Origin of the sequence: Pseudomonas pseudonitroreducens (assembly GCF_021603645.1) — a bacterium.
Lineage (GTDB): Bacteria > Pseudomonadota > Gammaproteobacteria > Pseudomonadales > Pseudomonadaceae > Pseudomonas > Pseudomonas pseudonitroreducens.
This window is the reverse complement of the sequence record NZ_BQHJ01000003.1, coordinates 128044-148599: the sequence shown is the minus strand read 5'-3', so window position 1 is coordinate 148599 and position 20556 is coordinate 128044. Positions and strand designations below refer to the sequence as shown.

General features: G+C 65.6%; 20 protein-coding genes and 1 riboswitch. Of the genes, 10 read left to right on the top strand and 10 right to left on the bottom strand.

Annotation, left to right across the window (positions count from 1 at the left end; genetic code table 11):
- Positions 1–167 precede the first annotated feature (167 nt).
- A complete protein-coding gene (locus tag L6D89_RS08565) occupies positions 168–1850 on the bottom strand; it encodes a fatty acid--CoA ligase (RefSeq protein ID WP_236199369.1) in 1683 nt (560 codons plus the stop codon).
- 336 nt (positions 1851–2186) lie between these two features.
- Between L6D89_RS08565 and L6D89_RS08560 the strand changes: the two genes are divergently transcribed.
- Positions 2187–3362, top strand: a complete 1176-nt coding sequence (locus L6D89_RS08560) for a thiolase family protein (RefSeq protein ID WP_236199368.1) — start codon at positions 2187–2189, stop codon at positions 3360–3362.
- Positions 3363–3515: 153 nt separating this feature from the next.
- Here the strand turns inward: L6D89_RS08560 and L6D89_RS08555 are convergent, their stop codons facing one another.
- Positions 3516–4145, bottom strand: coding sequence for a LysE family transporter (locus L6D89_RS08555; RefSeq protein WP_236199367.1), 630 nt, complete (start codon positions 4143–4145; stop codon positions 3516–3518).
- Between the two features lie 28 nt (positions 4146–4173).
- Positions 4174–5619 carry a DUF1266 domain-containing protein gene (locus L6D89_RS08550; protein WP_236199366.1) on the bottom strand — a complete coding sequence of 482 codons (1446 nt, stop codon included), beginning with the start codon at positions 5617–5619 and terminating at the stop codon, positions 4174–4176.
- Positions 5620–5841: 222 nt separating this feature from the next.
- Between L6D89_RS08550 and L6D89_RS08545 the strand changes: the two genes are divergently transcribed.
- From L6D89_RS08545 to L6D89_RS08520, 6 genes are all read left to right on the top strand, one after another.
- Positions 5842–6807, top strand: a complete 966-nt coding sequence (locus L6D89_RS08545) for a 2-hydroxyacid dehydrogenase (RefSeq protein WP_236199365.1) — start codon at positions 5842–5844, stop codon at positions 6805–6807.
- Positions 6804–7568 carry a DUF1835 domain-containing protein gene (locus L6D89_RS08540; RefSeq protein WP_236199364.1) on the top strand — a complete coding sequence of 255 codons (765 nt, stop codon included), beginning with the start codon at positions 6804–6806 and terminating at the stop codon, positions 7566–7568. The genes L6D89_RS08545 and L6D89_RS08540 overlap by 4 nt, the downstream gene beginning before the upstream one ends.
- Positions 7569–7620: 52 nt before the next feature.
- Positions 7621–8622, top strand: coding sequence for a class I SAM-dependent methyltransferase (locus tag L6D89_RS08535; RefSeq protein ID WP_236199363.1), 1002 nt, complete (start codon positions 7621–7623; stop codon positions 8620–8622).
- 120 nt (positions 8623–8742) lie between these two features.
- The gene (locus tag L6D89_RS08530; RefSeq protein ID WP_236173005.1) at positions 8743–10200 is read left to right on the top strand and encodes an amino acid permease; all 1458 of its coding nucleotides are present in this window, start codon (positions 8743–8745) and stop codon (positions 10198–10200) included.
- 44 nt (positions 10201–10244) lie between these two features.
- A riboswitch (yybP-ykoY riboswitch) is annotated at positions 10245–10364 on the top strand.
- An 89-nt stretch (positions 10365–10453) separates the two neighbouring features.
- Entirely contained in the window at positions 10454–11035 is a 582-nt protein-coding gene (locus L6D89_RS08525; RefSeq protein ID WP_236172890.1) for a TMEM165/GDT1 family protein, read from the top strand.
- A gap of 100 nt (positions 11036–11135) precedes the next feature.
- Complete coding sequence (locus tag L6D89_RS08520; protein ID WP_138522167.1) at positions 11136–11579, top strand: ketosteroid isomerase-related protein; 444 nt, start codon at positions 11136–11138, stop codon at positions 11577–11579.
- Between the two features lie 166 nt (positions 11580–11745).
- On the opposite strand, the gene L6D89_RS08515 is transcribed toward L6D89_RS08520, so the two are convergent.
- Entirely contained in the window at positions 11746–12729 is a 984-nt protein-coding gene (locus L6D89_RS08515; RefSeq protein ID WP_236199362.1) for an NAD-dependent epimerase/dehydratase family protein, read from the bottom strand.
- A gap of 91 nt (positions 12730–12820) precedes the next feature.
- Positions 12821–13639, bottom strand: coding sequence for a M48 family metallopeptidase (locus tag L6D89_RS08510; RefSeq protein ID WP_236172892.1), 819 nt, complete (start codon positions 13637–13639; stop codon positions 12821–12823).
- Between the two features lie 427 nt (positions 13640–14066).
- Here L6D89_RS08510 and L6D89_RS08505 point away from each other — a divergent pair, with 427 nt between their 5' ends.
- Complete coding sequence (locus L6D89_RS08505) at positions 14067–16199, top strand: methyl-accepting chemotaxis protein (RefSeq protein WP_236199361.1); 2133 nt, start codon at positions 14067–14069, stop codon at positions 16197–16199.
- A 314-nt stretch (positions 16200–16513) separates the two neighbouring features.
- On the opposite strand, the gene L6D89_RS08500 is transcribed toward L6D89_RS08505, so the two are convergent.
- Genes L6D89_RS08500 through L6D89_RS08490 form a run of 3 tightly spaced genes read right to left on the bottom strand, consistent with a single transcriptional unit; the run spans position 16514 to position 17593 of the window.
- Positions 16514–17125: an SOS response-associated peptidase gene (locus L6D89_RS08500; protein ID WP_236199360.1), complete on the bottom strand. Its 612-nt coding sequence runs from the start codon at positions 17123–17125 to the stop codon at positions 16514–16516.
- 19 nt (positions 17126–17144) lie between these two features.
- Complete coding sequence (locus L6D89_RS08495; protein ID WP_236172895.1) at positions 17145–17411, bottom strand: putative signal transducing protein; 267 nt, start codon at positions 17409–17411, stop codon at positions 17145–17147.
- On the bottom strand, positions 17411–17593 hold the full coding sequence (locus tag L6D89_RS08490) for a CPXCG motif-containing cysteine-rich protein (RefSeq protein WP_236199359.1): 183 nt from the start codon (positions 17591–17593) through the stop codon (positions 17411–17413). Before L6D89_RS08490 ends, L6D89_RS08495 begins: the two co-directional genes overlap by 1 nt.
- A 137-nt stretch (positions 17594–17730) precedes the next feature.
- Between L6D89_RS08490 and L6D89_RS08485 the strand changes: the two genes are divergently transcribed.
- Entirely contained in the window at positions 17731–18891 is a 1161-nt protein-coding gene (locus L6D89_RS08485; RefSeq protein WP_236172896.1) for a 1-acyl-sn-glycerol-3-phosphate acyltransferase, read from the top strand.
- Positions 18892–18928: 37 nt separating this feature from the next.
- Here the strand turns inward: L6D89_RS08485 and L6D89_RS08480 are convergent, their stop codons facing one another.
- Positions 18929–19213 carry a hypothetical protein gene (locus L6D89_RS08480; RefSeq protein WP_236172897.1) on the bottom strand — a complete coding sequence of 95 codons (285 nt, stop codon included), beginning with the start codon at positions 19211–19213 and terminating at the stop codon, positions 18929–18931.
- Positions 19214–19476: 263 nt separating this feature from the next.
- Here L6D89_RS08480 and L6D89_RS08475 point away from each other — a divergent pair, with 263 nt between their 5' ends.
- On the top strand, positions 19477–19683 hold the full coding sequence (locus L6D89_RS08475; protein ID WP_236172898.1) for a hypothetical protein: 207 nt from the start codon (positions 19477–19479) through the stop codon (positions 19681–19683).
- 63 nt (positions 19684–19746) lie between these two features.
- Here L6D89_RS08475 and L6D89_RS08470 read toward each other — a convergent pair whose 3' ends face one another.
- Positions 19747–20334 carry a YajG family lipoprotein gene (locus L6D89_RS08470; protein ID WP_054908637.1) on the bottom strand — a complete coding sequence of 196 codons (588 nt, stop codon included), beginning with the start codon at positions 20332–20334 and terminating at the stop codon, positions 19747–19749.
- Positions 20335–20556 lie beyond the last annotated feature (222 nt).

The following is a 20556-nucleotide window of genomic DNA, read 5'->3' as shown; positions in this document are numbered from 1 at the left end:
TATATCCACCGCCCCAGGGTGCTTGATCGCTCGAAAGTGTGATTTGTCTTAGAAAGGCCCTGACTAGACGCTTGCGCAGGTGCCGAGGTGGCGTGGTCACTGGGCTGCGCCGTGCCAAGCGCTTGCTTGGCACGACCGCCCGCCAACCGTGACTTGCCGGTCGTCGGTCACACCGTGGAGAGGAAGGCGCTGCCAGCCTCCTGCCATTGGGCGATGTCTACCCGGATACGCTTCTTGTCGAGCTTGCCGACGCTGGTCTTGGGAACTTCAGTAACAACGGCGATCTGCGAGGGAATTGCCCACTTGTTGATGTTGCCCTGCTCGACGAAAGGCTTGAGGTGCTCGCGCAGCGCCCTGGCATCCAGCGCCTGGCCATCGCGCAGCACCAGCAGGGCGAACGGGCGCTCGCCCCACTGCGGATCGGGCACGCCGACCACCGCCACCTCGCGCACCGCCGGGTGGCGGCTGATGAGGTCCTCCAGCTCCAGGGAAGACAGCCACTCGCCGCCGGTCTTGATGACATCCTTGATACGGTCGCGGATGTCGATGAAGCCCATGCCGTCCAGGGTCGCCACGTCGCCGGTATGCATCCAGCCACCAGCCCAGAGGTCCTCGCCCTTTTCCGGCTCACGGAAGTAGCCCTGGGTCAGCCAGGGCGCACGCAGCACCAGCTCGCCCTGGGACTCGCCGTCCGCCGGGAGGAACTCGCCGTGCTCATCCATGATCGCCGCCTCCACCAGTGGCACCGGCACGCCGGCCTTGATGCGGTAGGTGGTGCGCTCGTCCTCGCTGCCGGCGCACAGTTCCTGGTTGAGGTAGCCACAGGAAATCAGCGGGCAGGTCTCGGACATGCCATACGCAGCGGTGAGCTGGATGCCGCGTGCCTTGGCGGCGTCGTACAGGGCATGGTTCAGGGCGCTGCCGCCAATGATGATCTTCAGCCCGCCGAAGTCGTGGTCCTTGGCGCCCGCGGCATTGAGCATCATCTGCAGGATGGTCGGCACGCAGTGGGAGAAGGTCACCTTCTCCTCACGGATCAGCTTGCACAGCAGCTCCGGCTCGTAACGGCCCGGGTACACCTGCTTCACCCCCAGCATAGTCGCCACGTAGGGCACGCCCCAGGCGTGAACGTGGAACATCGGGGTGATCGGCATGTACACATCGTCGGTGCCCATCAGGCGGATGCTGTCCAGGCTGCCGATGGTTGCGGCCATCGCCAGGGTGTGCAGCACCAGTTGCCGGTGGGTGAAGTACACACCCTTGGGGTTACCGGTGGTACCGGTGGTGTAGAAGGTGGTCGCCACCGAGTTCTCGTCGAAATCGGGGAAGGCATAACGCGGGCTGGCAGCCGCCAGCAGGGTCTCGTACTCGCCGACACAGTTGGGCAGCGTGCTGGTCTTGTCCGCGCCGTCGGTGATCAGCAGGGTCTTTTCCACCGTGGTCAATTGCCCGGCGATGCCCTGGTAGAGCGCGGCGAACTCGCTGTTGACCAGCACGAAGCGGTCATCGGCGTGGTTCATGGTGTAGAGGATCTGGTCCGGCGAAAGGCGGATGTTGATGGTGTGCAGCACCGCACCGATCATCGGGATGGCGAACATGCACTCGAGGTAACGGTGGCTGTCCCAGTCCATTACCGCCACGGTGTCACCGGCCTTCACGCCGGCCTCGGTGAGCACGTTGGCCAATCGCGCAACACGCTCGTTGAAGGTGGCATAGCTGTAACGCACGGTGTCGCGGTAGACGATTTCCCGGCCTTTCTCGTAACGGCTGCCCGACAGCAGCAGGCTCTTGATCAACAGCGGGTACTGGTAGGCGTTCTGTGCAGCGGGGATGACGCGGGTTTTCAGCATGGCGTGCGCACTCTCAAGGCTGGATCTCATCAGGATGAGACCGACTCTAGAGCGCTCGGAGTGTCCATTCATCAGTCAAAAGAGTGATTTGCCGATGACTCTATGGCCGCATCCGGTCACGCGGTAGAATCCTGACGCCCGGTCGTTCACGCCCGGTACCTTTACCCGGAGTCCGCGAAAGGCCCGCGAGTTGCAGCAGCGCCAGGTGGAAGCAGGCGAGGGAGCGGAGTTTACGCCTTGTAAATGAGCCTCCGACGCCAGCTTCCAACACGGTTCTGCCGACGCGCAGCCGGCCATGCGCGGACTCCTACAACAAGAGCGAAGAGGTTAAGAGTCATGTCCGAGATCGTCATCGTCAGCGGCGCCCGTACTCCCATGGGCGGCTTCCAGGGCAGCCTGTCCGGCGTTTCCGCCGTCGACCTGGGCGCCATCGCCATCCGCGAAGCCATTTCCCGTGCCGGCATCCAGCCCGCCGACGTGCAGGAAGTGATCATGGGCAACGTGCTGCCCGCCGGCCTGAAACAGGGCCCGGCCCGCCAGGCGTCGCTCAACGCCGGCCTGCCCGCCGCCACCGGCTGCACCACCATCAACAAGCTCTGCGGCTCGGGCATGAAGGCGGTGATGCTGGCCCACGACCTGCTCAAGGCCGGCAGCAACAGCGTGATGGTCGCCGGCGGCATGGAAAGCATGTCCAACGCCCCCTATGTCATCGAGAAGGCCCGCACCGGCCTGCGCATGGGCCACGGCGAGATCAAGGACCACATGTTCCTCGACGGCCTGGAAGATGCCCGCACCGGCCGCCTGATGGGCTCCTTTGCCCAGGAAACCGCCGACAAGTACAACGTCACCCGCGAAGAAATGGACGCCTACGCCATCGAATCGCTGAAGCGCGCCCAGGCTGCCATCAAGGACGGCTCGCTGGATTCGGAAATCGTCCCGGTCACCGTCACCACCCGCAAGGGCGAGACCGTGGTGAAGGACGACGAGCAGCCGCTGACCGCCAACCTGGAGAAGATTCCCGGCCTGCGCCCGGCCTTCCGCAAGGACGGCACCATCACCGCGGCCAACGCCAGCTCGATCTCCGACGGCGCCTCCGCGCTGGTCCTGATGACCGCCGAAGAAGCCGCGCGCCGTGGCCTGAAGCCCCTGGCGAAGATCGTCGCCCACGCCACCCAGAGCCAGGACCCGGCCGAGTTCACCCTGGCCCCGATCGGCGCCATGACCAACCTGTTCAAGAAAGCCGGCTGGAGCAAGGATGACGTCGATCTGTTCGAGATCAACGAAGCCTTCGCCATGGTCACCATGCTTGCCATGCGCGAACACGGCCTGGACCACGCCAAGGTCAACGTCTACGGCGGTGCCTGCGCCCAGGGCCACCCGGTCGGCTCCACCGGCTCGCGGATCATCATCACCCTGATCAACGCCCTGCAGAAGAAGGGCGGCAAGCGCGGGGTAGCCTCGCTGTGCATCGGCGGCGGCGAAGCCACTGCGGTGGCGATCGAGCTGGTCTGATCTTCGCTGCGAAATGAAAAAGGGGCGCCGAGGCGCCCCTTTTTCATTCGGAACAAAGCATTCCTGTAGCAGCGAGCCTGCTCGCGAACCGCCCAGCTCTTGAGCCGTCGGCAAGAGATTCGCGAGCAAGCTCGCTCCTACGAAAAGCCGGGCTCAGCGCAGTTCGGTGAAGGCCAGCTTGATCCCCAGGCCGATCAGCACCACGCCCATCATCCGGTCGAACCAGTGGCCCATGCGGGCGAAGCCGGCACGCACCCGCTGCTGGCTGAACAGCAGCGCCACCAGGCAGAACCAGGCGGCGGTGGCGCAGGCCAGGTACACACCATAACCAGCCTGGACCAGCAATGGCGTATGCGGGTTGATCACGACGGTGAACAGCGAAAGGAAGAACAGCGTGGCCTTGGGGTTCAGGCCATTGGTGATGAAACCGGCGACATAGGCACCGCGAGCCGTACGGGCGAGCGGAGCGGCCATCGTCTCTGCCGCCGCCGGATCAGCCGGGCGCGCCCGCAAAGCCTTGAAGCCGATGTACAGCAGGTAGGCCGCCGCCAGCCATTTCAGCGCATTGAACAGCACGATGGACTGCGACACGATCAGGCCGATCCCCAGCAGCGAATAGGTCACGTGCAGGAAAATCGCACTGCCCACGCCCAGGGCCGTCCAGGTGCCCGCGCGGCGCCCGTGGGCCACGCTCTCGCGCACCACCACGGCGAAATCCGGGCCAGGGCTGGCCACCGCCAGCAGGTGAATGAACGCCACCGTGAGAAACTCCGCCCAGTACATCGCGCCTCCGAAAAACGCCAGGAAAGTCCTAGGTTCTATACGAATCGCCGGGCCGCCGACAAGCCACACTGTGCAGAACCGGCAACCTCTCCAGCGGGCAGGCCTGCCATGGCGAGGGGTACTCGGCGAACGGGGTGATGCCGTCCAGCAAGGCCATCCCGCCGCGAATCAGGCGCTTGCCGGCCAGCCAGTCCTCGTTCGCCAGGGCATGGCCGAGGATGACCGAAACCAGATAGTCCTCCCAGTCTTCGAAAGCCGCGCGGGCCTGCCGGGCCATGTGGCGCAACGCATTCCACAGGCGCTCCTCGTCCAGCAGGCCGGCCGTGAACGCCAGGCGCGCACCGAACGCCGCGCGTTCCAGATCGTAGGCCAGCACGCTCTGGCAGTGCGCAACCCGGGCCGGATCAAAACCCGCCTTCACCAGCGCCCGTTGCGCCCGGTCGAAGCGCGCCAGGGGATTTCCGCGGCGCTCCGTCAAGTCGGTGTGCCCGCCGGTCTCCTGCTGCAACAGCGGGTCGAGCCTGTCGCGGCTGCCGACCTCCAGCAACCAGTTCAGGCGTGCGAGAACCTCGTCCGGCGCCGCGGCCCGCCAATGCTCGGCCAGCCACAGCCGTTGATACTCGCGCTCCTGCGGGGCGATGGCCAGATCATCGGCGCGCACACCCGCGCTAGCGGCAATCACGCAGCCAAAGGCCAGGAGTGCACTGCGCGAAGGATGCGCTGGCGGCTCGACGATGTGCTCTTCCTGCAGCACCACCTTGCTCACCCGGATACCTGCCAGCGGATGGGCACGCCACAAGCCGGCCAGTGGCGTGTTGTCGTCGCGGCTGCCCATCAGTTCCTTGTACGTCCGGATCGCCATCGCGCCGGACGCCCCGTCATGCAACAGAATCGCACGCCCCAATACGAACGACGCGGCATAGGCCTGCCAGTCGGAGAATGCTCGAATGGCGATCTCGGCTACCCAGGCCAGGCTCAGCCAGGCCTCCGATTCGGTGAGATAACCACAGGCATGGCATTGCCGGGTCAACCAGGCAATGCCTTCCAGATCATGCGCGGCCATGGAGATATCCACAGGCAGCGCCAGGCCCGCCTTGCGCCAGGCGCGCTGGGCCTGCTTGAAGCGCAGCCGCTGCTCACCGTCGAAGGCGCTCGACTCGTTGCGCTGCAGCCGGCGGAATTCCTCGTCCAGCGTCTGGCTCCGTGCCTCGAGCATCAGGTCCTGCAGCGTCCGGCGGGCCGATGCCGCATCAGTGACGCCCCAGAGTTCGACCTGCTCACTGGCCTGCACCACATCTGCCGCCGCATCGCAGCACTCCAGCAACGCACCGAAGCACAGCAAGGACTCATGCCCTGTGCCACGTGGCATCTTTCTCCGCCGGCAACGGGAATACAAGGTCGTCGAGCCATCACGCTGCCCAACACGCGCGCCAAGCGCGCGGATGGCCGTAAGGCCGGAGAGAATCCAAGCCATCATCGCAAGTCACCTCGAGATTCGATGGGTGCACTCTAAAAGGCCGGCTGCGGGCGGCAGATGAGGGAAAACCGAAACACCTGTCAGACTTTTCACTCAGACAACTACCATCCAGCCTGAGGCCATCTGGCCTTGCACTCGCGGGAAGCCGGGGTTGTCCACGGCGGCGGTTGTGCCGAGAATCCCCTTCATCCCGCCCCTTCGATCAAGGTGTCATCGCTCATGAATCCTGCTCGCGCCGTCTTCCTCGACCATGCCTCCCTCGACCTCGGTGACCTCGATCTCGCGCCGCTGCGCGCACCGTTCGGCGAACTTGTCCTGCACGGGCGCAGCGACACGCAGCAGGTGGCCGAGCGCCTGCAAGGCGCGCAGGTGGCAATCAGCAACAAGGTGCGCATCGGCGCCGAGGTGTTCGCGCAGTGCCCGGAGCTCAAGCTGATCCTGGTGGCCGCCACCGGTACCAACAACGTCGACCTCGAAGCCGCGCGCCAGCACGGCGTAACCGTGAGCAACTGCCAGGGCTACGGCACGCCCTCGGTGGCGCAGCACACGCTGATGCTGCTGCTCGCCCTGGCCACCCGCCTGCCGGATTACCAGACGGCGATCCGCGCTGGGCGCTGGCAGCAGGCGCCGCAGTTCTGCCTGCTGGACTTCCCCATCGTCGAACTGGAGGGCAAGACCCTCGGCCTGCTCGGCCACGGCGAGCTGGGCGGGGCGGTGGCGAAACTGGCCGAGGCCTTCGGCATGCGCGTACTGCTCGGCGCCCTGCCCGGCCGCCCCGCGCGCGCTGACCGACTGGCGCTGGAGGAACTGCTGCCGCTGGTCGACGCCCTCACCCTGCACTGCCCACTGACCGACGCCACGCGCAACCTGATCGGCCAGCGCGAGCTGGACCTGATGAAACCCAACGCCTTCCTGATCAATACCGCCCGCGGCGGGCTGGTCGACGAGCAGGCGTTGGCCGATACCCTACGTCGCGGTCACCTGGGCGGTGCGGCCTTCGACGTACTCAGCGTCGAGCCACCGAAAGACGGCAATCCGCTGCTGGCCGGCGACCTTCCACGCTTCATCCTCACCCCGCACAGCGCCTGGGGCAGTCGCGAGGCCCGACAACGCATCGTCGGCCAGTTGAGCGAAAACGCCGCCGGCTTTTTCGCCGGCGAAGCACGCCGCGTGGTGACGGCATGAGCCTGCATCTGGTTTGCGGCGACGGCGCCGCCGATGCCCTGCGCCGGGCAGTCGAAGCCGGCGTGCTGACCGAGAAAAAAATCCGTGTGATGCCGGACGACCTCGCGGTCGGCCCGCTGAGCGATGTGGACAACCCACCCTGCCAGCAGCGCGCCGCGTTCTGGCATGAGCTGGGTGGCGACGCCCTGCGCGAACGCGAAATCGCCGTTGAGCTGGCCACCGATGCGAACTGGCTACGCAGCCCGGACGCCCGCTCCGTCACGCTCTGGCATGGCGACAGCGCCAGCGAACAACTGCTGCTGCGCCGCGTCTGTGCGCTGCTGCCGGCGCAGGTCACGCTGCGCAGCGTCGGTGCTGGCAGCGGTCAGTGCCGCAGCGAAGATCGCCACGCCATCGCCATGCTCAAACCCGAAGAACTGGCCAACGCCCTGGCCGCCAGCCACGAACTGGACGCCGCCGAGCGCCAGCGCCTGGGCACGGACTGGCAGCACGCCCTGACCGAGAACACCGAGCTGCGCCTGTGGCTCGACGGCCGACTGAGTGGCACCGGCTACGCGCACATCGACCGCATCCTGCTGGACAGCGCCAGCGAAGCCTGGCGTCCAGTGCAGTCATTGATCGGTCCGACCATGGCCTATGTCGACGGTCTGTTCGTCAGCGACCTGCTCGCCGCCTGGCGCCTGCGCGCACAAGTCGCGGCCGGCACCCTGGAGCTGCGTGGCGACGACTTCTGGAGCAATGGCGAGGTGCGGCTCGCCTAGGCTCGGCCGCGGCAGCCCTGCTAAACTCGCGCCCTTTTTTCGAGGAGGCCGCATGTCCAACGCCCCCACCAGTGAAGTGCTGCTGCGCCAGATCGAGCGCTTCCAGGGCCGCGTCCTGCTCGCCGGCCTGCCCGCCGACGCCCTGCTCGGCGACCTGCCGCAGGCGCAAGGCTGGAGCTGGCATGCCGGCGAGGCCCGGCAGCTCGAAGCCCGCTTTGCCGGCCGTTGCCACTTCGGTGCGACACCGCCCGAGGGCCAGTTCGACGCCGCTGTGCTGTTCCTGCCCAAGTCCCGCGAACTGACCGACTACCTGCTGGCCGCGCTGGCCAGCTGCGTGCCGGATGGCGAGCTGTACCTGGTCGGCGAGAAGCGCGCCGGCGTCGAACGCGCCAGCAAGCAGCTCGGCGAGTTCGGCCGCGCCAGCAAGCTGGATAGCGCCCGCCACTGCCAGCTTTGGCACACACACATCGACGGCGCCCCAACAGCGCCCGACCTGCACGCCCTCGCACAACGCTATGAGCTGCCGCTGGCCGACGGCCCGCTACAGGTCATCACCCTGCCCGGCGTGTTCAGCCACGGCCGCCTGGATCGCGGCAGCGCCCTGTTGCTGGAGCACCTCGACAAGCTGCCGGCCGGCCATCTGCTGGACTTCGGCTGCGGCGCCGGGGTGCTCGGCGCCACGCTCAAGCGACGTTATCCACAGAACCGGCTGACCCTGCTGGACGTCGACGCCTTCGCCGTCGAAAGCAGCCGCCTGACCCTCGCCGCCAATGGCCTGGAAGGCGAGGTAATCGCCGGCGATGGCATCGATGCCGCGCCGGACAACCTGGCCGCCATCGTCAGCAACCCGCCCTTCCACCAGGGCGTACACACCAGCTACGCCGCCACTGAACACCTGCTGCGCCAGTCGGCCCGCCATCTGGCACCCGGCGGCGAGCTGCGCCTGGTGGCCAACAGTTTCCTGAAATACCCGCCGCTGATCGAACAGCACCTGGGCTCCTGCCGCACCCTGGCGGAGGCCGACGGCTTCCGTATCTACAGCGCCCGGCGCTGATCCCAGGCTCGCACTACACTCCACCGAGCCTGCCCGGATCGGCGCACCGCCGCTCGCCCTGAACTATCGAGGACACCCGTGAATCGCAGAATCAAAGATGACGTCGAACTGACTTTCGCCATGGGGCCGAAAGAGAAGCCGCATCACCTCAAGCGCTCTCTGAAACCGCGCCACCTGAACATGATCGCCATCGGCGGCTCCATCGGCACCGGGTTGTTCGTCGCCTCCGGCAGCACCATCGCCACCGCCGGCCCTGGCGGTGCGCTGCTGGCCTACGCGCTGATCGGGCTGATGGTGTTCTTCCTCATGACCAGCCTCGGCGAACTGGCGGCCTACATCCCCGATTCCGGCTCGTTCTGCACTTATGGCAGCCGTTTCATCGACGATGGCTTCGGTTTCGCCATGGGCTGGAACTACTGGTACAACTGGGCGGTGACCATTGCCGCCGAGCTGGTGGCGGCGCAGCTGGTGATGAAGTTCTGGTTCCCGGAAGTCTCGGGCATGTACTGGAGCGCCGGCTTCCTCGGCATCATGTTCATGCTCAACTTCTTCTCGGTGAAAGGCTTCGGCGAGAGCGAATTCTGGTTCGCGCTGATCAAGGTGGTCGCCGTGGTGGTCTTCATCGGCATCGGCCTGGCCAGCATCATCGGCATCATGCACGGCATCGACAGCCCCGGCTTCAGCAACTTCACCACCGGTGACGCGCCCTTCGTCGGCGGCCTGCAGGCGATGATCGGGGTAGCGATGATCGCCGGCTTCTCGTTCCAGGGCACCGAGCTGATCGGCGTTGCCGCCGGTGAATCGGAGAATCCGCAGAAGTCCATTCCGATTGCCATCCGCCAGGTGTTCTGGCGAATCCTGATGTTCTACATCCTGTCGATCTTCGTCATCGGCATGCTCATCCCCTACACCGATCCGAACCTGCTCAAGACCGACAGCAGCGACATCAGCACCTCGCCCTTCACCCTGCTGTTCGAACGCGCGGGGCTCGCCGCCGCGGCCGGCGTGATGAACGCAGTGATCCTCTCGGCGATCCTCTCCGCTGGCAACTCGGGCATGTATGCCTCCACCCGGATGCTCTACACCATGGCCACCCAGGGCAAGGCGCCGCGCCTGTTCACCCAGGTGTCCGAGAGCGGCGTGCCGCGCTACGCCCTCTACGCCACCACGCTGATCGGCGCGCTGTGCTTCCTCACCAGCTTCATCGGCGACAAGACCGTTTACACCTGGCTGCTCAACGCCTCGGGCATGTGCGGCTTCATCGTCTGGCTGGGCATCGCCGTATCGCACTACCGCTTCCGCAAGGGCTTCGTCCTGCAGGGCGGCAACCTCGACGACCTGCCCTATCGCGCCAAATGGTTCCCCTTCGGCCCGCTGTTCGCCTTCGTCCTCTGCCTGATCATCACCCTGGGGCAGAACTACCAGGCCTTCGTCGGCGAACACGTGGACTGGGCCGGGCTGGTTGCTACCTACATCACCATCCCGCTGTTCCTGGCGATCTGGCTGGGCTACCGCTTCAAGAACAAGACCCGCTTCATCCGCTACGAGGACATGGACATTCGCCCCACCCGCGAATGATCCGACGCGCAGGCTTGCCCAAGTCCTAGGACTTGGGCAGAATGCGCCCCGTCCTAGGGGAGTAGTCTCCCGCGAGCGCTCCGCTCGCCCGGTACGCGTCAACACACTTGGTCCGCAGACCATGGCGCGTACGATCCAGGCCTGCAGCGATCAGGCCGGGGTTTGACAAGACCTATGACACGAGCAACCTGACCCGGGGCGGGCAGGTGGCGCGTGTCATGGTGATTAGTCGACCCGCCCCTTAGGAAGCCTGATGGAATCCCTCTTCGTCCCCACCCTGATCGTTGCTCTCGCGGAAATCGGCGACAAGACGCAACTGCTCGCGCTCGTCCTCGCCGCGCGTTTCCGCAAGCCCTGGCCGATCATCGCCGGGATCATCGCCGCCACCCTGGCCAACCACTTCGCCGCCGGCGCCGTCGGCAGCTGGGTCGCCAGCTTCTTCTCCGAAGCCACGCTGAGCTGGGTGCTGGCTGTGTCCTTCCTGGCCGTCGCTGGCTGGACCCTGATTCCGGACAAGCTGGATGACGACGAAGAAGGTTCGCTGAAGAAATTCGGCCCGTTCCTCACCACCCTGATCGCCTTCTTCCTCGCCGAGATGGGCGACAAGACCCAGGTCGCCACCGTGATGCTGGCCGCGCAGTACCCGCACTTCTGGCTGGTGGTCATCGGCACCACGCTGGGCATGCTGATCGCCAACGTGCCGGTGGTACTGGCTGGCAACTTCGCCGCCGAACGCCTGCCGCTGAACCTGATCCGCCGCCTGGCCGCCGCGGCCTTCGCCATCCTCGGTCTGGCCGCCATCTACCACGCGCTGAAGCTTTCCGGGATGTTCTAAGCGGCCGCTTTTCGTCGGGAGGCTGGCGCGCCGGCCAATGCCTGTGTATCGCCCGCGATACAAAGTGGCGCTTCCGCCTCCCACGGCAAAGGACGTCGCCATGCCGGAAAAAGACCTGAAGAAAGTTGCCCGCCACCACATCGACCTGGCCTGGAACAAGGGACACCTGGCGTTGGTGGAGCAACTGCACAGCCCGGACTTCATCTACAAGAGCGCCTTTACCGCCCAGCCGCTGGACAACGCCGGCTACCGGGCTCTGGTGGAGGAGATCCGCAGTGGCATGGAGGACCTGGAAGTGGCCGTGGAGGAATGCATCCGCGAGGGCAACAAGGTCTTCACCTGGAGCACCCTGATGGGCAGCATCGCCCGACCGGTGCTGGGTTACCCGGTCAGCGACCGCATCGTCAGCATCTCGGCCATGGGCTTCTGGGTGTTCAACAGCCAGGACCAGGTGCAGGAATTGTGCACGCTGTTCGACATGGAGAGCTTCCGCGCGCAGATGGGCTTGCCCAACCGGCCGTTTGCCGAGAAGGCGCTGCCCTGACAGAGAAAAGCCCGGCATCCGCCGGGCTTTTGCTTTTCTCGCTCCCGGTACAGCCCTTGTAGGAGCGAGCTTGCTCGCGAACAGGAACCGCTCGGTGTTATGCGGTTCGCGAGCAAGCTTTGTAGGATGGGTGGAGCGCAGCGATACCCATCCTACGAGTTGCCAATCAGAGGTAATCGTTGGCGTGGAACCAGGAAATGGCCCGCTCCAGCGTGTCCTCCAGCGGCACGTGCGACTCGAAGCCCAGCTCCTCGCGCGCCTTGCGGCCGTCGAGGAACTGCCCGCCGGCCATCACCTCGATGGCGGTATCGTCCAGCAGCGGCATCTTGCCGGTCAGGCGGTAGCGCCAGCGACCCAGCGTTGCCAGCGCGCGGGCGCGGTGCAGCGGCATCGGAGTCGGCGCCGGCTTGCCCAGCAGTTTGGCAATGGTGGCTGTCAGCTCGCCCATTTCGATGTTGTGCCCGGTGAGCAGGTAACGCTCGCCTACCCGGCCACGCTCCAGAGCCTTGAGCAGGCCGCGCCCGGCTTCGGAGGCGTCGATGACATTGCGCCGCCCCGGCACGTAATGCAGCATTTCGTCACGGCCGATGGCGGTGATCAGGCGCCCGGTGGTCGGGCCGATGTCCAGCTCGCCCAGCACCATGCCCGGAATCCCGATCACCACCGGCAGCCCGCCGCGAGCCTGTTCGCGGGCCTGTTCGTCCAGCGCCCATTTGCACATCACGTAGGCACTCTTGCCGGTGGGCAGCCCTTCGTAGAACAACCCCTCATGCCCCGGCAGCCCTTGCGGGTGCGACGGCATGGCGAAGGCCGAGCCGACGTAGAGGATGCGCGGCACTTTTGCCTGCAGGCAGGCGGCATAGAAGTGGTTGGTCAAGTCCAGCGCACTGGCCACTTCCTCCTGCCAGCGACGCGGCCGCACCGGGTAGTAACCGGCGCTGAAGATCACCGCATCGAGCCCGCCGAGCGCACGGGCCATGCCCTGGTGATCGAACAGTTCGGCTACCCGGCACTCAGGATCGAGGTAGGCCAGGCGCTGGATCTGCGACGAGGGTCGGTGGATCAGCACCAGTTGGTGGCCGGCCGCCTTGATCGCGCGGGCGGCGTGGTGGCCCAGGAGCCCGGTGGCTCCGAGTACAGCGATTTTCACGGGTGCTCCCTGTTCACTGGATAAAGCGGCGCAACCCTACGCCGCTCCTTGCCGTTCGAGAGAATCACGAACCACTGCTGCAAAACCACGCTCAGCGCGTCTTGGCCTGCTCGTAGAGCGGCATGACCTTCGGGATGGCGGCCTGCAGGTTGGCCATCCGTGTACTGTCCGCTGGGTGGGTGCTGAGGATTTCCGGCGGGGCATCGCCCCCGGCCTGGCCCATTTTCTGCCACAAGCTGATCGCGGCGTTGGGGTTATAGCCGGCTCGCGCCGCCAATTCCAGGCCTATGAGATCGGCCTCGTTCTCGTTCTGCCGGCTGTTGGGCAGGGTCAGGCTGTACTCGACCACCTGGTGGGCGAGGTCGACGCTGCTCTGGCCCAGGCCCAGCAACTGGCCGCCCAGGCCCAGGCCGACCTGTTCGGCGTAGGCACGGGACATGGCCTCGCGGCCGTGCTCGCGCAGGGCGTGGGCGATCTCGTGGCCCATCACCGCGGCGAGTTCATCGTCGCTCAGCTTGAGCTTATCGATCAGCCCGGTGTAGACGATGATCTTGCCGCCCGGGCCGCAGTTGGCGTTGAGCTCGTCGCTCTTGATCACGTTGACTTCCCACTTCCACGACGGCGCGTCCGGGCGGAAGGCGCCGGTCTGCGGAATCAGCCGGTCGGCGATGGCCTTCACGCGCTTGGCGTCGCTGCTGCCGGCATCCAGCTTGCCGGCCTGGGAGGCCTCGCTGAGGGTCTGCTGGTAGGACTGCGCATACATCTGGTCGACCTGCGCACTGGACAACATGCTGAACATGCTCTGCTTGCGCTCGACGCCGACGACACCGCCGCTGGTGGTATTCACCTGCTGGCAGGCGGTCAGCATCAGCGCGGCGGCCAGGCCGGCGATACGGAAAACTCTGGGCATGTTGCTCTCCCGAAACAATGCAATCTCCCACGGACAGCGCGCATGGTAGGCCCACCCCCGATGCCCGGCAACTGGCAGGAAACAGCCGGCACAGCAGTGACTTACGAAACTGCACCGGCTCATTGGCGGGTGCCGGGGCGCCTGTCGTGGCGTACGCGGTGCACGGCGTCGCCGCTGCGACCCATCTCCGCGAAAAAGTCGCCCGAGTGGCGGATCCAGCCCTGCGAACAGGGCGATCGAGGACTCGCCAGCGAGCAGATAATTTCATTTTGACATCACATGCTAGACCTCCCGGTCAATGCCGACAATCCTGCGACAAGCGCGGAACAGCCGCGTTACAAGCCATTACAACGGCCGCCTAAGGAATTCCCCCGCCCCTGCCGATACAGATAGACACGCAGTCCTCTGGCGCATTCCGGGTACCCGTATGAAATTCAAGTCGATCCAGTTTTCCGTGGTGGCGCTGGCTGGTGCCAGCGTTCTGGCAGTGGTCGCGGCGCTGGTGCTGTACGCACTGTTCGCCGGCTCGCGGACCCAGGCACTGGTGCAGGAGCGCACCCAGGCGTTGCTCGAGCAGGTGATCAACGAACGCCTGGTGGCCATGGCGCGCGGCCAGGTCGCGCAGATCCAGCGCGAGCTGGAATATCCGCTCACCGTCGCCCGCGACCTCGCCAATACCAACGCCCTGCTCGACGAGACCGACGCCAACGGCCAGCCGCTGCTGGGCATCGGCCGCGCCGGCATGTCCAACCTGCTGCGCCAGACCGTGGCGCAGAACCCCAAGCTGCTCGACGCTTTCGCCGGCTGGGAACCCAACGCCTTTGCCGGCAACGACAGCCAGTACTCCGGCCTGCCCGGCTACGACGCCAGCGGCCGCTTCATGCCCTGGTGGTACCGCAAGGACGGCGGCCTGACCGTGGAAGCCATGGGCGACACCCTGGAAAGCCAGAAGATGCAGCCCACCGGCGTGCGCGAAGGCGAGTACTACCTGTGCCCGAAAGAGAAGCACCAACCGTGCATCATCGACCCGGCGCCCTATGAGATGGCCGGCAAGATGGTGCTGATGTCCTCGTTCAACGCGCCGATCATGGTCAAGGGCCAGTTCAAGGGCACCGTCGGCGTGGACCTGTCGCTGGACTTCATCCAGGACCTGCTGAAGAACGCCGACAGCCAGCTCTACGATGGCGCCGGCGAGATGGCGCTGATCTCCACCAACGGCCGTCTGGTTGCCTATACCAAGGACCCGTCCAAGCTCGGCGAGTCCGCCAGCAGCGTGCTGGACGCCAACGAAGTGGCCAACCTGGCCAAGCTCACCCTCGACCAGCCGCTGACCTCCGTGGACAAGGAGCACGGCCACATCGAGCTGTTCCTGCCGTTCACCATCGCCGACTCCGGCGCCCGCTGGACCCTGATGCTGCAACTGCCGCAGGAAGCCGTGCTGGGTGATCTGAACCAGCTGCAGAGCGACCTGAAGTCCCAGCGCGACAACGATACCCTGGGCATGACCCTGGTCGGCCTGCTGATCGCCGCCATCGGCCTGGCCGTGATCTGGCTGGTCGGCCACGGCATCGCCCGCCCGCTGCGCCAGCTGGTCGGTATGCTCGACGACATCGCCCAGGGCGAAGGCGACCTGACCCGCCGCCTGAGCAGCGACCGCGCCGACGAACTGGGCTCCATCGCCAAGGGCTTCAACACCTTCCTCGGCAAGCTGCAGGGCATGATCGGCCAGGTAGTGACCTCGGTACAGCACGTCAGTGATTCGTCCGAGCACACCGCCGATATCGCCATCCGCACCAACCAGGGCGTGCAGAAGCAATTGGCGGAAATCGAACTGGTGGCCACTGCAGTCCACGAGATGACCGCCACCGCCCAGGACGTGGCGCGCAACGCCACCCACGCAGCCGAAGCGGCCAACCACGCCGACCAGGCCGCACACCATGGCAAGCGCATCGTCGAGAGCAGCTCCACGGCGATCCAGGCGCTGGCCAGCGAGATCGGTCGCGCGGTAGGAGTGGTGCAGTCGCTGGCCCGCGACAGCGAGAACATCAACGCCATCCTGGTGGCCATCCGCGGCATCGCCGAGCAGACCAACCTGCTGGCGCTCAACGCCGCCATCGAGGCCGCACGTGCCGGCGAACAGGGCCGTGGTTTTGCCGTGGTCGCCGACGAGGTACGCAACCTGGCGCAGAAGACCCAGCAGGCCACCGAGGAAATCCAGTCGATGATCCAGCAGTTGCAGAACGGCACCCGCGAAGTGGTGCAGGTGATGCAGCAGAGCCAGGACAAGACCGAGGACAGCGTGCGCCACGCCGGCGAAGCAGCCCAGGCGCTGGAGTCGATCACCCAGGCGGTGTCGGTAATCAACGACATGAACACCCAGATCGCCAGCGCCGCCGAGGAGCAGAGCGCGGTGGCCGAGGATATCAACCGCAACGTCAGCAACATCGGCATGGTCGCCAACCAGGTGGCCGGCGGCGCCGACGAAGCCTCCCAGGCCAGCGCCGAGCTGACCAAGCTGGCCGAGCAGCAGCGTAGGCTGGTGAATCAGTTCAAGGTGTGAGGGATGCCGGCTGACGCCACGGTGTCAGCCGGTCACCCGTGGCGACATGGGTTTCGTAGGAGCAACTGTCTTTCTCGGGAAGCCCGTGCCGATGCTTTCCCCTCACCCCTGCCCTCTCCCAAGGGGAGAGGGAGCCGTCCGTGCCGGCTGATGCCGACGTTTCATCCTGCACCGAAGGGTCCCCTCTCCCGTTTGCGGGAGAAGGTTAGGGCCGACCCAAGCACAGAAGCATCTCGCAGGAGCGGACTCTGTCCGCGATGTCCCCCAGTTCGCGCGGAAACATCGCGGAAGAATCCGCGCCTACGGGAATGCTCTCAAGCAGGCGTCAGGCACTCCGGCCCATTGCAGGTTGGGTCGTTGACGAAGTGCGCCAGCGCCTGCTCGCGCAACCGCGCCTGGGGCAGCAACAGCAATTCCATCAGCCGCGCCGTCCCGGTCTCGTTCGACAGCCACTGCGCCTGCTCGGCGACATCGAGGATCAGCGGACGCCGCATCCCGCCAGCCTCCTGGGTCAGCATCGCGACGCTGTAATAGGTGTGGCCTTCCACCGGGTAGGCCTCCCACACGCCCGCGAAACAGATCAGTCCGCCGCCGGAAACCCAATGCGGGCGCTTGCGCACACCGCGCCACTCGTAGAAGCCGTTGGCCGGCAGCAGGCAGCGGCGCTGGGCGAAGGCGTCGCAGAACATCGGCTGTTCAGCAATGGTTTCGGTACGCGCATGGGCGGGAGTGCGCGACAGGTCCTTCAGCCAGGCCGGCGTCAGGCCCCAGCGTGCAAGGTCGGCATGGCGCGTGCCGTTCTCCTCGCGCAGCATCAGCACCCGCGCACCGGGTGCGAGGTTCCAGTTTGGCTGCAGGTCAGCCGGAAAGCCGGCGCTGTCGGCAAGCTCGCGGTTCCAGCGGAACAGGGCGTAGCGGCTGGTCATCGGGACTCGTTGGCGGGATTCAGCAAAGCAGGACGCCAGGGCCGCCCTCGTGATCGTCGAAGGAACCCGGCAGGGGTTGCGCGGCATTGTACGCGGCGATCAGCTCGCGCGCCCGCTCGGCCATCTCGTCCTCCACCCACAGGTGCAGCAGGCCCATGCCCGGCAACTCGCCGATGCCGCCGACCAGGTGGCGCCCGCCCAGGTGCGACGAAATGCCCTCGTTGGCCAGCATGCCGCCCAGCAATTCGGCTTCGATCAGGTCGGCGGGTTCGTAGATTCGCTGCATCAATCGTCCTCGCGCTGGACTTCCAGGGTCCAGTCCACACCGTCGGTATGGAGCTGGAACAGGATCGGCCGGCAACACACCGGGCAATCTTCATAGTAGCTCTGGTCGCCCCCGAAGAGGTCGAGCACGGCCTCGGCCGGCTCGCCGCAATAGGGGCAGGAATACGCCTGACTTTCGAGCATCGCTGGTTCCCCCGTGACTTCCGTTTATAATCGCGCGGTCTTTTTGGGTGCCCGCCTGGCCGGTGAGTCGGCGGCATACCCTTCCGGGCCGTCTATTCGCGGCCCGCCCCGTGATACCCCAAGCATTCATAGAGAGCATGATGGGCGAGTTCGAAGCCATCCGACCGTACAACGACGCCGAAGTCCCGGCTGTCCTGCAGCGCCTGCTGAGCGATGACGCCTTCCTCGGCGCGCTGGCGCGTTACCGTTTCCCGCGTCTGTCCGGTCCGTTCGGCTGGCTGCTCAGACCACTTATAGCCCATCGGCTGGCCCGCGAAGTGACCGGCATCCGCAGCGTCGTCGCGCTGCAGGACAAGTTCGAGCCCTACGTCGACCGGACCATCGAGCACGCCACCGACGGCGTCACCTATTCGGGCGTCGAGCGCCTGAAGTCCGGCCGCGCCTACCTGTTCATCGCCAACCACCGCGACATCGTGATGGATCCGGCCTTCTGCAACTATGCGATCTTCCATGCAAAGCTGCCGACGCCGCGCATCGCCATCGGCGACAACCTGCTGCAGAAGCCCTTCGTCAGCGACCTGATGCGCCTGAACAAGAGCTTCATCGTGCACCGCTCCATCAGCGGCCGACGCGAGAAGCTGGCGGCGTACCAGAACCTCTCGGCCTACATCAATCACTCGATCTGCCAGGACGTCCAGTCGATCTGGATCGCCCAGGCCGAAGGCCGCGCCAAGGACGGTAACGACCGCACCGATTCGGCGATCCTCAAGATGTTCCACATGAGCCGCAAGGATGAGCCGTTCGCCGAGGTGATCCGCCAGTTGCACCTGATCCCGGTGTCCATCAGCTACGAATACGACCCCTGCGACGCCGCCAAGGCCCGCGAGCTGTTCACCCGCGCCACCACCGGCGAGTACCGCAAGGCACCAGGCGAGGACGACCGCAGCATCGTGCAGGGCATCACCGGCTACAAGGGCCGGGTGCACATCAACTTCGGCGAGGAGATCAGCGGCGACTTCGCCGACGCCAAGCAGCTCGCCGCCGAGCTGGACCGGCAGATCCTCGGCAACTACCGGCTGTTCCCGGTGCATTACCTGGCCTACGAGGCCTCCGAGCTGCGCGACGCCGCACTGAACGTGCCGCGTGCCGAGACCCTGTTCAAGGCCGAGGAACTGCAGCGTGCGCGCACCGAATGGGAGCGTCGCCTCGGCGAATGCCCCGTGGAGCAGCGCGGCCACTTGATCCTGCAATACGCCAACCCGGTGCTGAACCAGTATCGGCTCAAGCAACAGGCATGAAAAAAGGCGCCCTCGGGCGCCTTTTTCGTTCCAGCCATTACTGACCGAGCTGCGTGCTGTACCAGCTCACGGCCAGCGCCAAGGTCATGCAGGCAAAGCCGAAACGGTAGAAGAAACGGTTCATCCGCGCAGTGGGCTCGACACTGTCCAGCGGCACCGGGGCAATTTCGCTCTCGGCGGCCAGGCGCGCCAGGGCGAGGCGTTCACGGCGACGGGTCGCCAGCAGCAGCCAGCCTCCGGCCAGGGCGAAGAACAGGGCCAGGTCGTTCACGATACGACCGGGATGGGCCTGGAAGAGACTCCAGAGCGCCTGCAGCGACATCACAACCTCCGCTTCAGAACTGCACGCCAACGACTTCGAAGCAAAGCGGGGTCAGTCTGGACGAACGGGCATGGCCCGTCATGGATGAGAAACAATCGTCGCGCATTTTATCCCCTGGCCCTGTATCGCAGCCAGCACGTAACGCTTATTTACGACGAGCGTAAAAGTTATCGAGAAATGGTCTAAGACCTCTCCCGCGCTTTGGCACGTTGCTGGCTTTATTGAATTCTGCCAATCGAAGTCTTTCGCCAAGGAGATTCGCCATGCTCGAAATCGTCCCCCACGAAAACGCGTACCTGATCGAACACCTGGAAGAAATCGAAGCTGTCGTCACCGAACTCTCGTTCAACGTCCAGGATGACCACTGGCTGGTCTACACCCAGGCCTGTGGCCACGAGCACCTGGACCTGCCGGAAGCCGACGAGCGCGTGCGCCTGGTCGAGGTCGACCCGTACCACCAGGCCGCCTGATCCGCCGCTCGGCCGCCCACGAAAAAGCCCGGCAGATGCCGGGCTTTTTCATTGCCGCCTCAATCAGCGCTGGTTCAGCGTCTGGCCGATGGTCGGGTCCTTGAACACGCGGGTCAGCGCATCGCTGAGCACTTCGCTCACCAGCTTGGTATTGGTTGCCTCGTTGGGCGCCATGCCGAAGCGCTGGTTGGTCGAGGCGCCATAACGACCGCTGTAGCGACGGGTGCCGCTCTGCACGTCAGCGCGGAAGGTGGCGCCGATGTCCGCCTCGGTCACGTACATGCCTTCCTTGGGCGACTGGTACTTCAGCTCGGCCAGGGTCAGGGTCAGTTGCGGCGCGTTATAGGCATTGGCCGACGGGGTGAAGCCCAGCAGGCGCACGGCGGTTTCAGCCTGCAGCTGCAGCTTGGGAATCACGTCCTCGCTGCGCACGGTCAGCTGGCTGGTTTCCGAATACAGGCCACCACGGGTACCCAGCGCGGTGCTCGGGCGACCGTCGACGACTTTCACCACTACCGGCTGGCCCTGGCCAACGGCAGCGACCGGCCCCTTGAACTCGGGGGTCGGGTTGAGTTGTTGCGGGCTGAGGGCGCAGCCGGTCAAGGTCAGGCTGGCGGCAGCAATAAAGCCGAGCAACAGGCGAGGCAGCATGCTCATCTCTCCATGGGGTAAGCGATGGCCGGCAGTATACCGGCGGGCAGCGCGGGCAGATAGCGCTTGGCCATTGGACGCGGAACCCGTTCTCAGGGTTCCCTCGCCACGCGTCGATCGGCCGCCTTGACCCGTCTCCAGGCAAGACGCACCGGGAGGGGGCACAAATGGCAAATCAAGGGGTACACACTAGGAAAAAAGTCTAAGGTGCAGAGCTTTTTT

Excerpts from the sequence above, each read along its gene's own strand:
- L6D89_RS08565 (WP_236199369.1), bottom strand. The coding sequence starts at position 1,850 with ATGCTGAAAACCCGCGTCATCCCCGCTGCACAGAACGCCTACCAGTAC.
- L6D89_RS08560 (WP_236199368.1), top strand. The coding sequence starts at position 2,187 with ATGTCCGAGATCGTCATCGTCAGCGGCGCCCGTACTCCCATGGGCGGC.
- L6D89_RS08555 (WP_236199367.1), bottom strand. The coding sequence starts at position 4,145 with ATGTACTGGGCGGAGTTTCTCACGGTGGCGTTCATTCACCTGCTGGCG.
- L6D89_RS08550 (WP_236199366.1), bottom strand. The coding sequence starts at position 5,619 with ATGGCTTGGATTCTCTCCGGCCTTACGGCCATCCGCGCGCTTGGCGCG.
- L6D89_RS08545 (WP_236199365.1), top strand. The coding sequence starts at position 5,842 with ATGAATCCTGCTCGCGCCGTCTTCCTCGACCATGCCTCCCTCGACCTC.
- L6D89_RS08540 (WP_236199364.1), top strand. The coding sequence starts at position 6,804 with ATGAGCCTGCATCTGGTTTGCGGCGACGGCGCCGCCGATGCCCTGCGC.
- L6D89_RS08535 (WP_236199363.1), top strand. The coding sequence starts at position 7,621 with ATGTCCAACGCCCCCACCAGTGAAGTGCTGCTGCGCCAGATCGAGCGC.
- L6D89_RS08530 (WP_236173005.1), top strand. The coding sequence starts at position 8,743 with ATGGGGCCGAAAGAGAAGCCGCATCACCTCAAGCGCTCTCTGAAACCG.
- L6D89_RS08525 (WP_236172890.1), top strand. The coding sequence starts at position 10,454 with ATGGAATCCCTCTTCGTCCCCACCCTGATCGTTGCTCTCGCGGAAATC.
- L6D89_RS08520 (WP_138522167.1), top strand. The coding sequence starts at position 11,136 with ATGCCGGAAAAAGACCTGAAGAAAGTTGCCCGCCACCACATCGACCTG.
- L6D89_RS08510 (WP_236172892.1), bottom strand. The coding sequence starts at position 13,639 with ATGCCCAGAGTTTTCCGTATCGCCGGCCTGGCCGCCGCGCTGATGCTG.
- L6D89_RS08505 (WP_236199361.1), top strand. The coding sequence starts at position 14,067 with ATGAAATTCAAGTCGATCCAGTTTTCCGTGGTGGCGCTGGCTGGTGCC.
- L6D89_RS08500 (WP_236199360.1), bottom strand. The coding sequence starts at position 17,125 with ATGACCAGCCGCTACGCCCTGTTCCGCTGGAACCGCGAGCTTGCCGAC.
- L6D89_RS08495 (WP_236172895.1), bottom strand. The coding sequence starts at position 17,411 with ATGCAGCGAATCTACGAACCCGCCGACCTGATCGAAGCCGAATTGCTG.
- L6D89_RS08490 (WP_236199359.1), bottom strand. The coding sequence starts at position 17,593 with ATGCTCGAAAGTCAGGCGTATTCCTGCCCCTATTGCGGCGAGCCGGCC.
- L6D89_RS08485 (WP_236172896.1), top strand. The coding sequence starts at position 17,731 with ATGATGGGCGAGTTCGAAGCCATCCGACCGTACAACGACGCCGAAGTC.
- L6D89_RS08480 (WP_236172897.1), bottom strand. The coding sequence starts at position 19,213 with ATGTCGCTGCAGGCGCTCTGGAGTCTCTTCCAGGCCCATCCCGGTCGT.
- L6D89_RS08475 (WP_236172898.1), top strand. The coding sequence starts at position 19,477 with ATGCTCGAAATCGTCCCCCACGAAAACGCGTACCTGATCGAACACCTG.
- L6D89_RS08470 (WP_054908637.1), bottom strand. The coding sequence starts at position 20,334 with ATGCTGCCTCGCCTGTTGCTCGGCTTTATTGCTGCCGCCAGCCTGACC.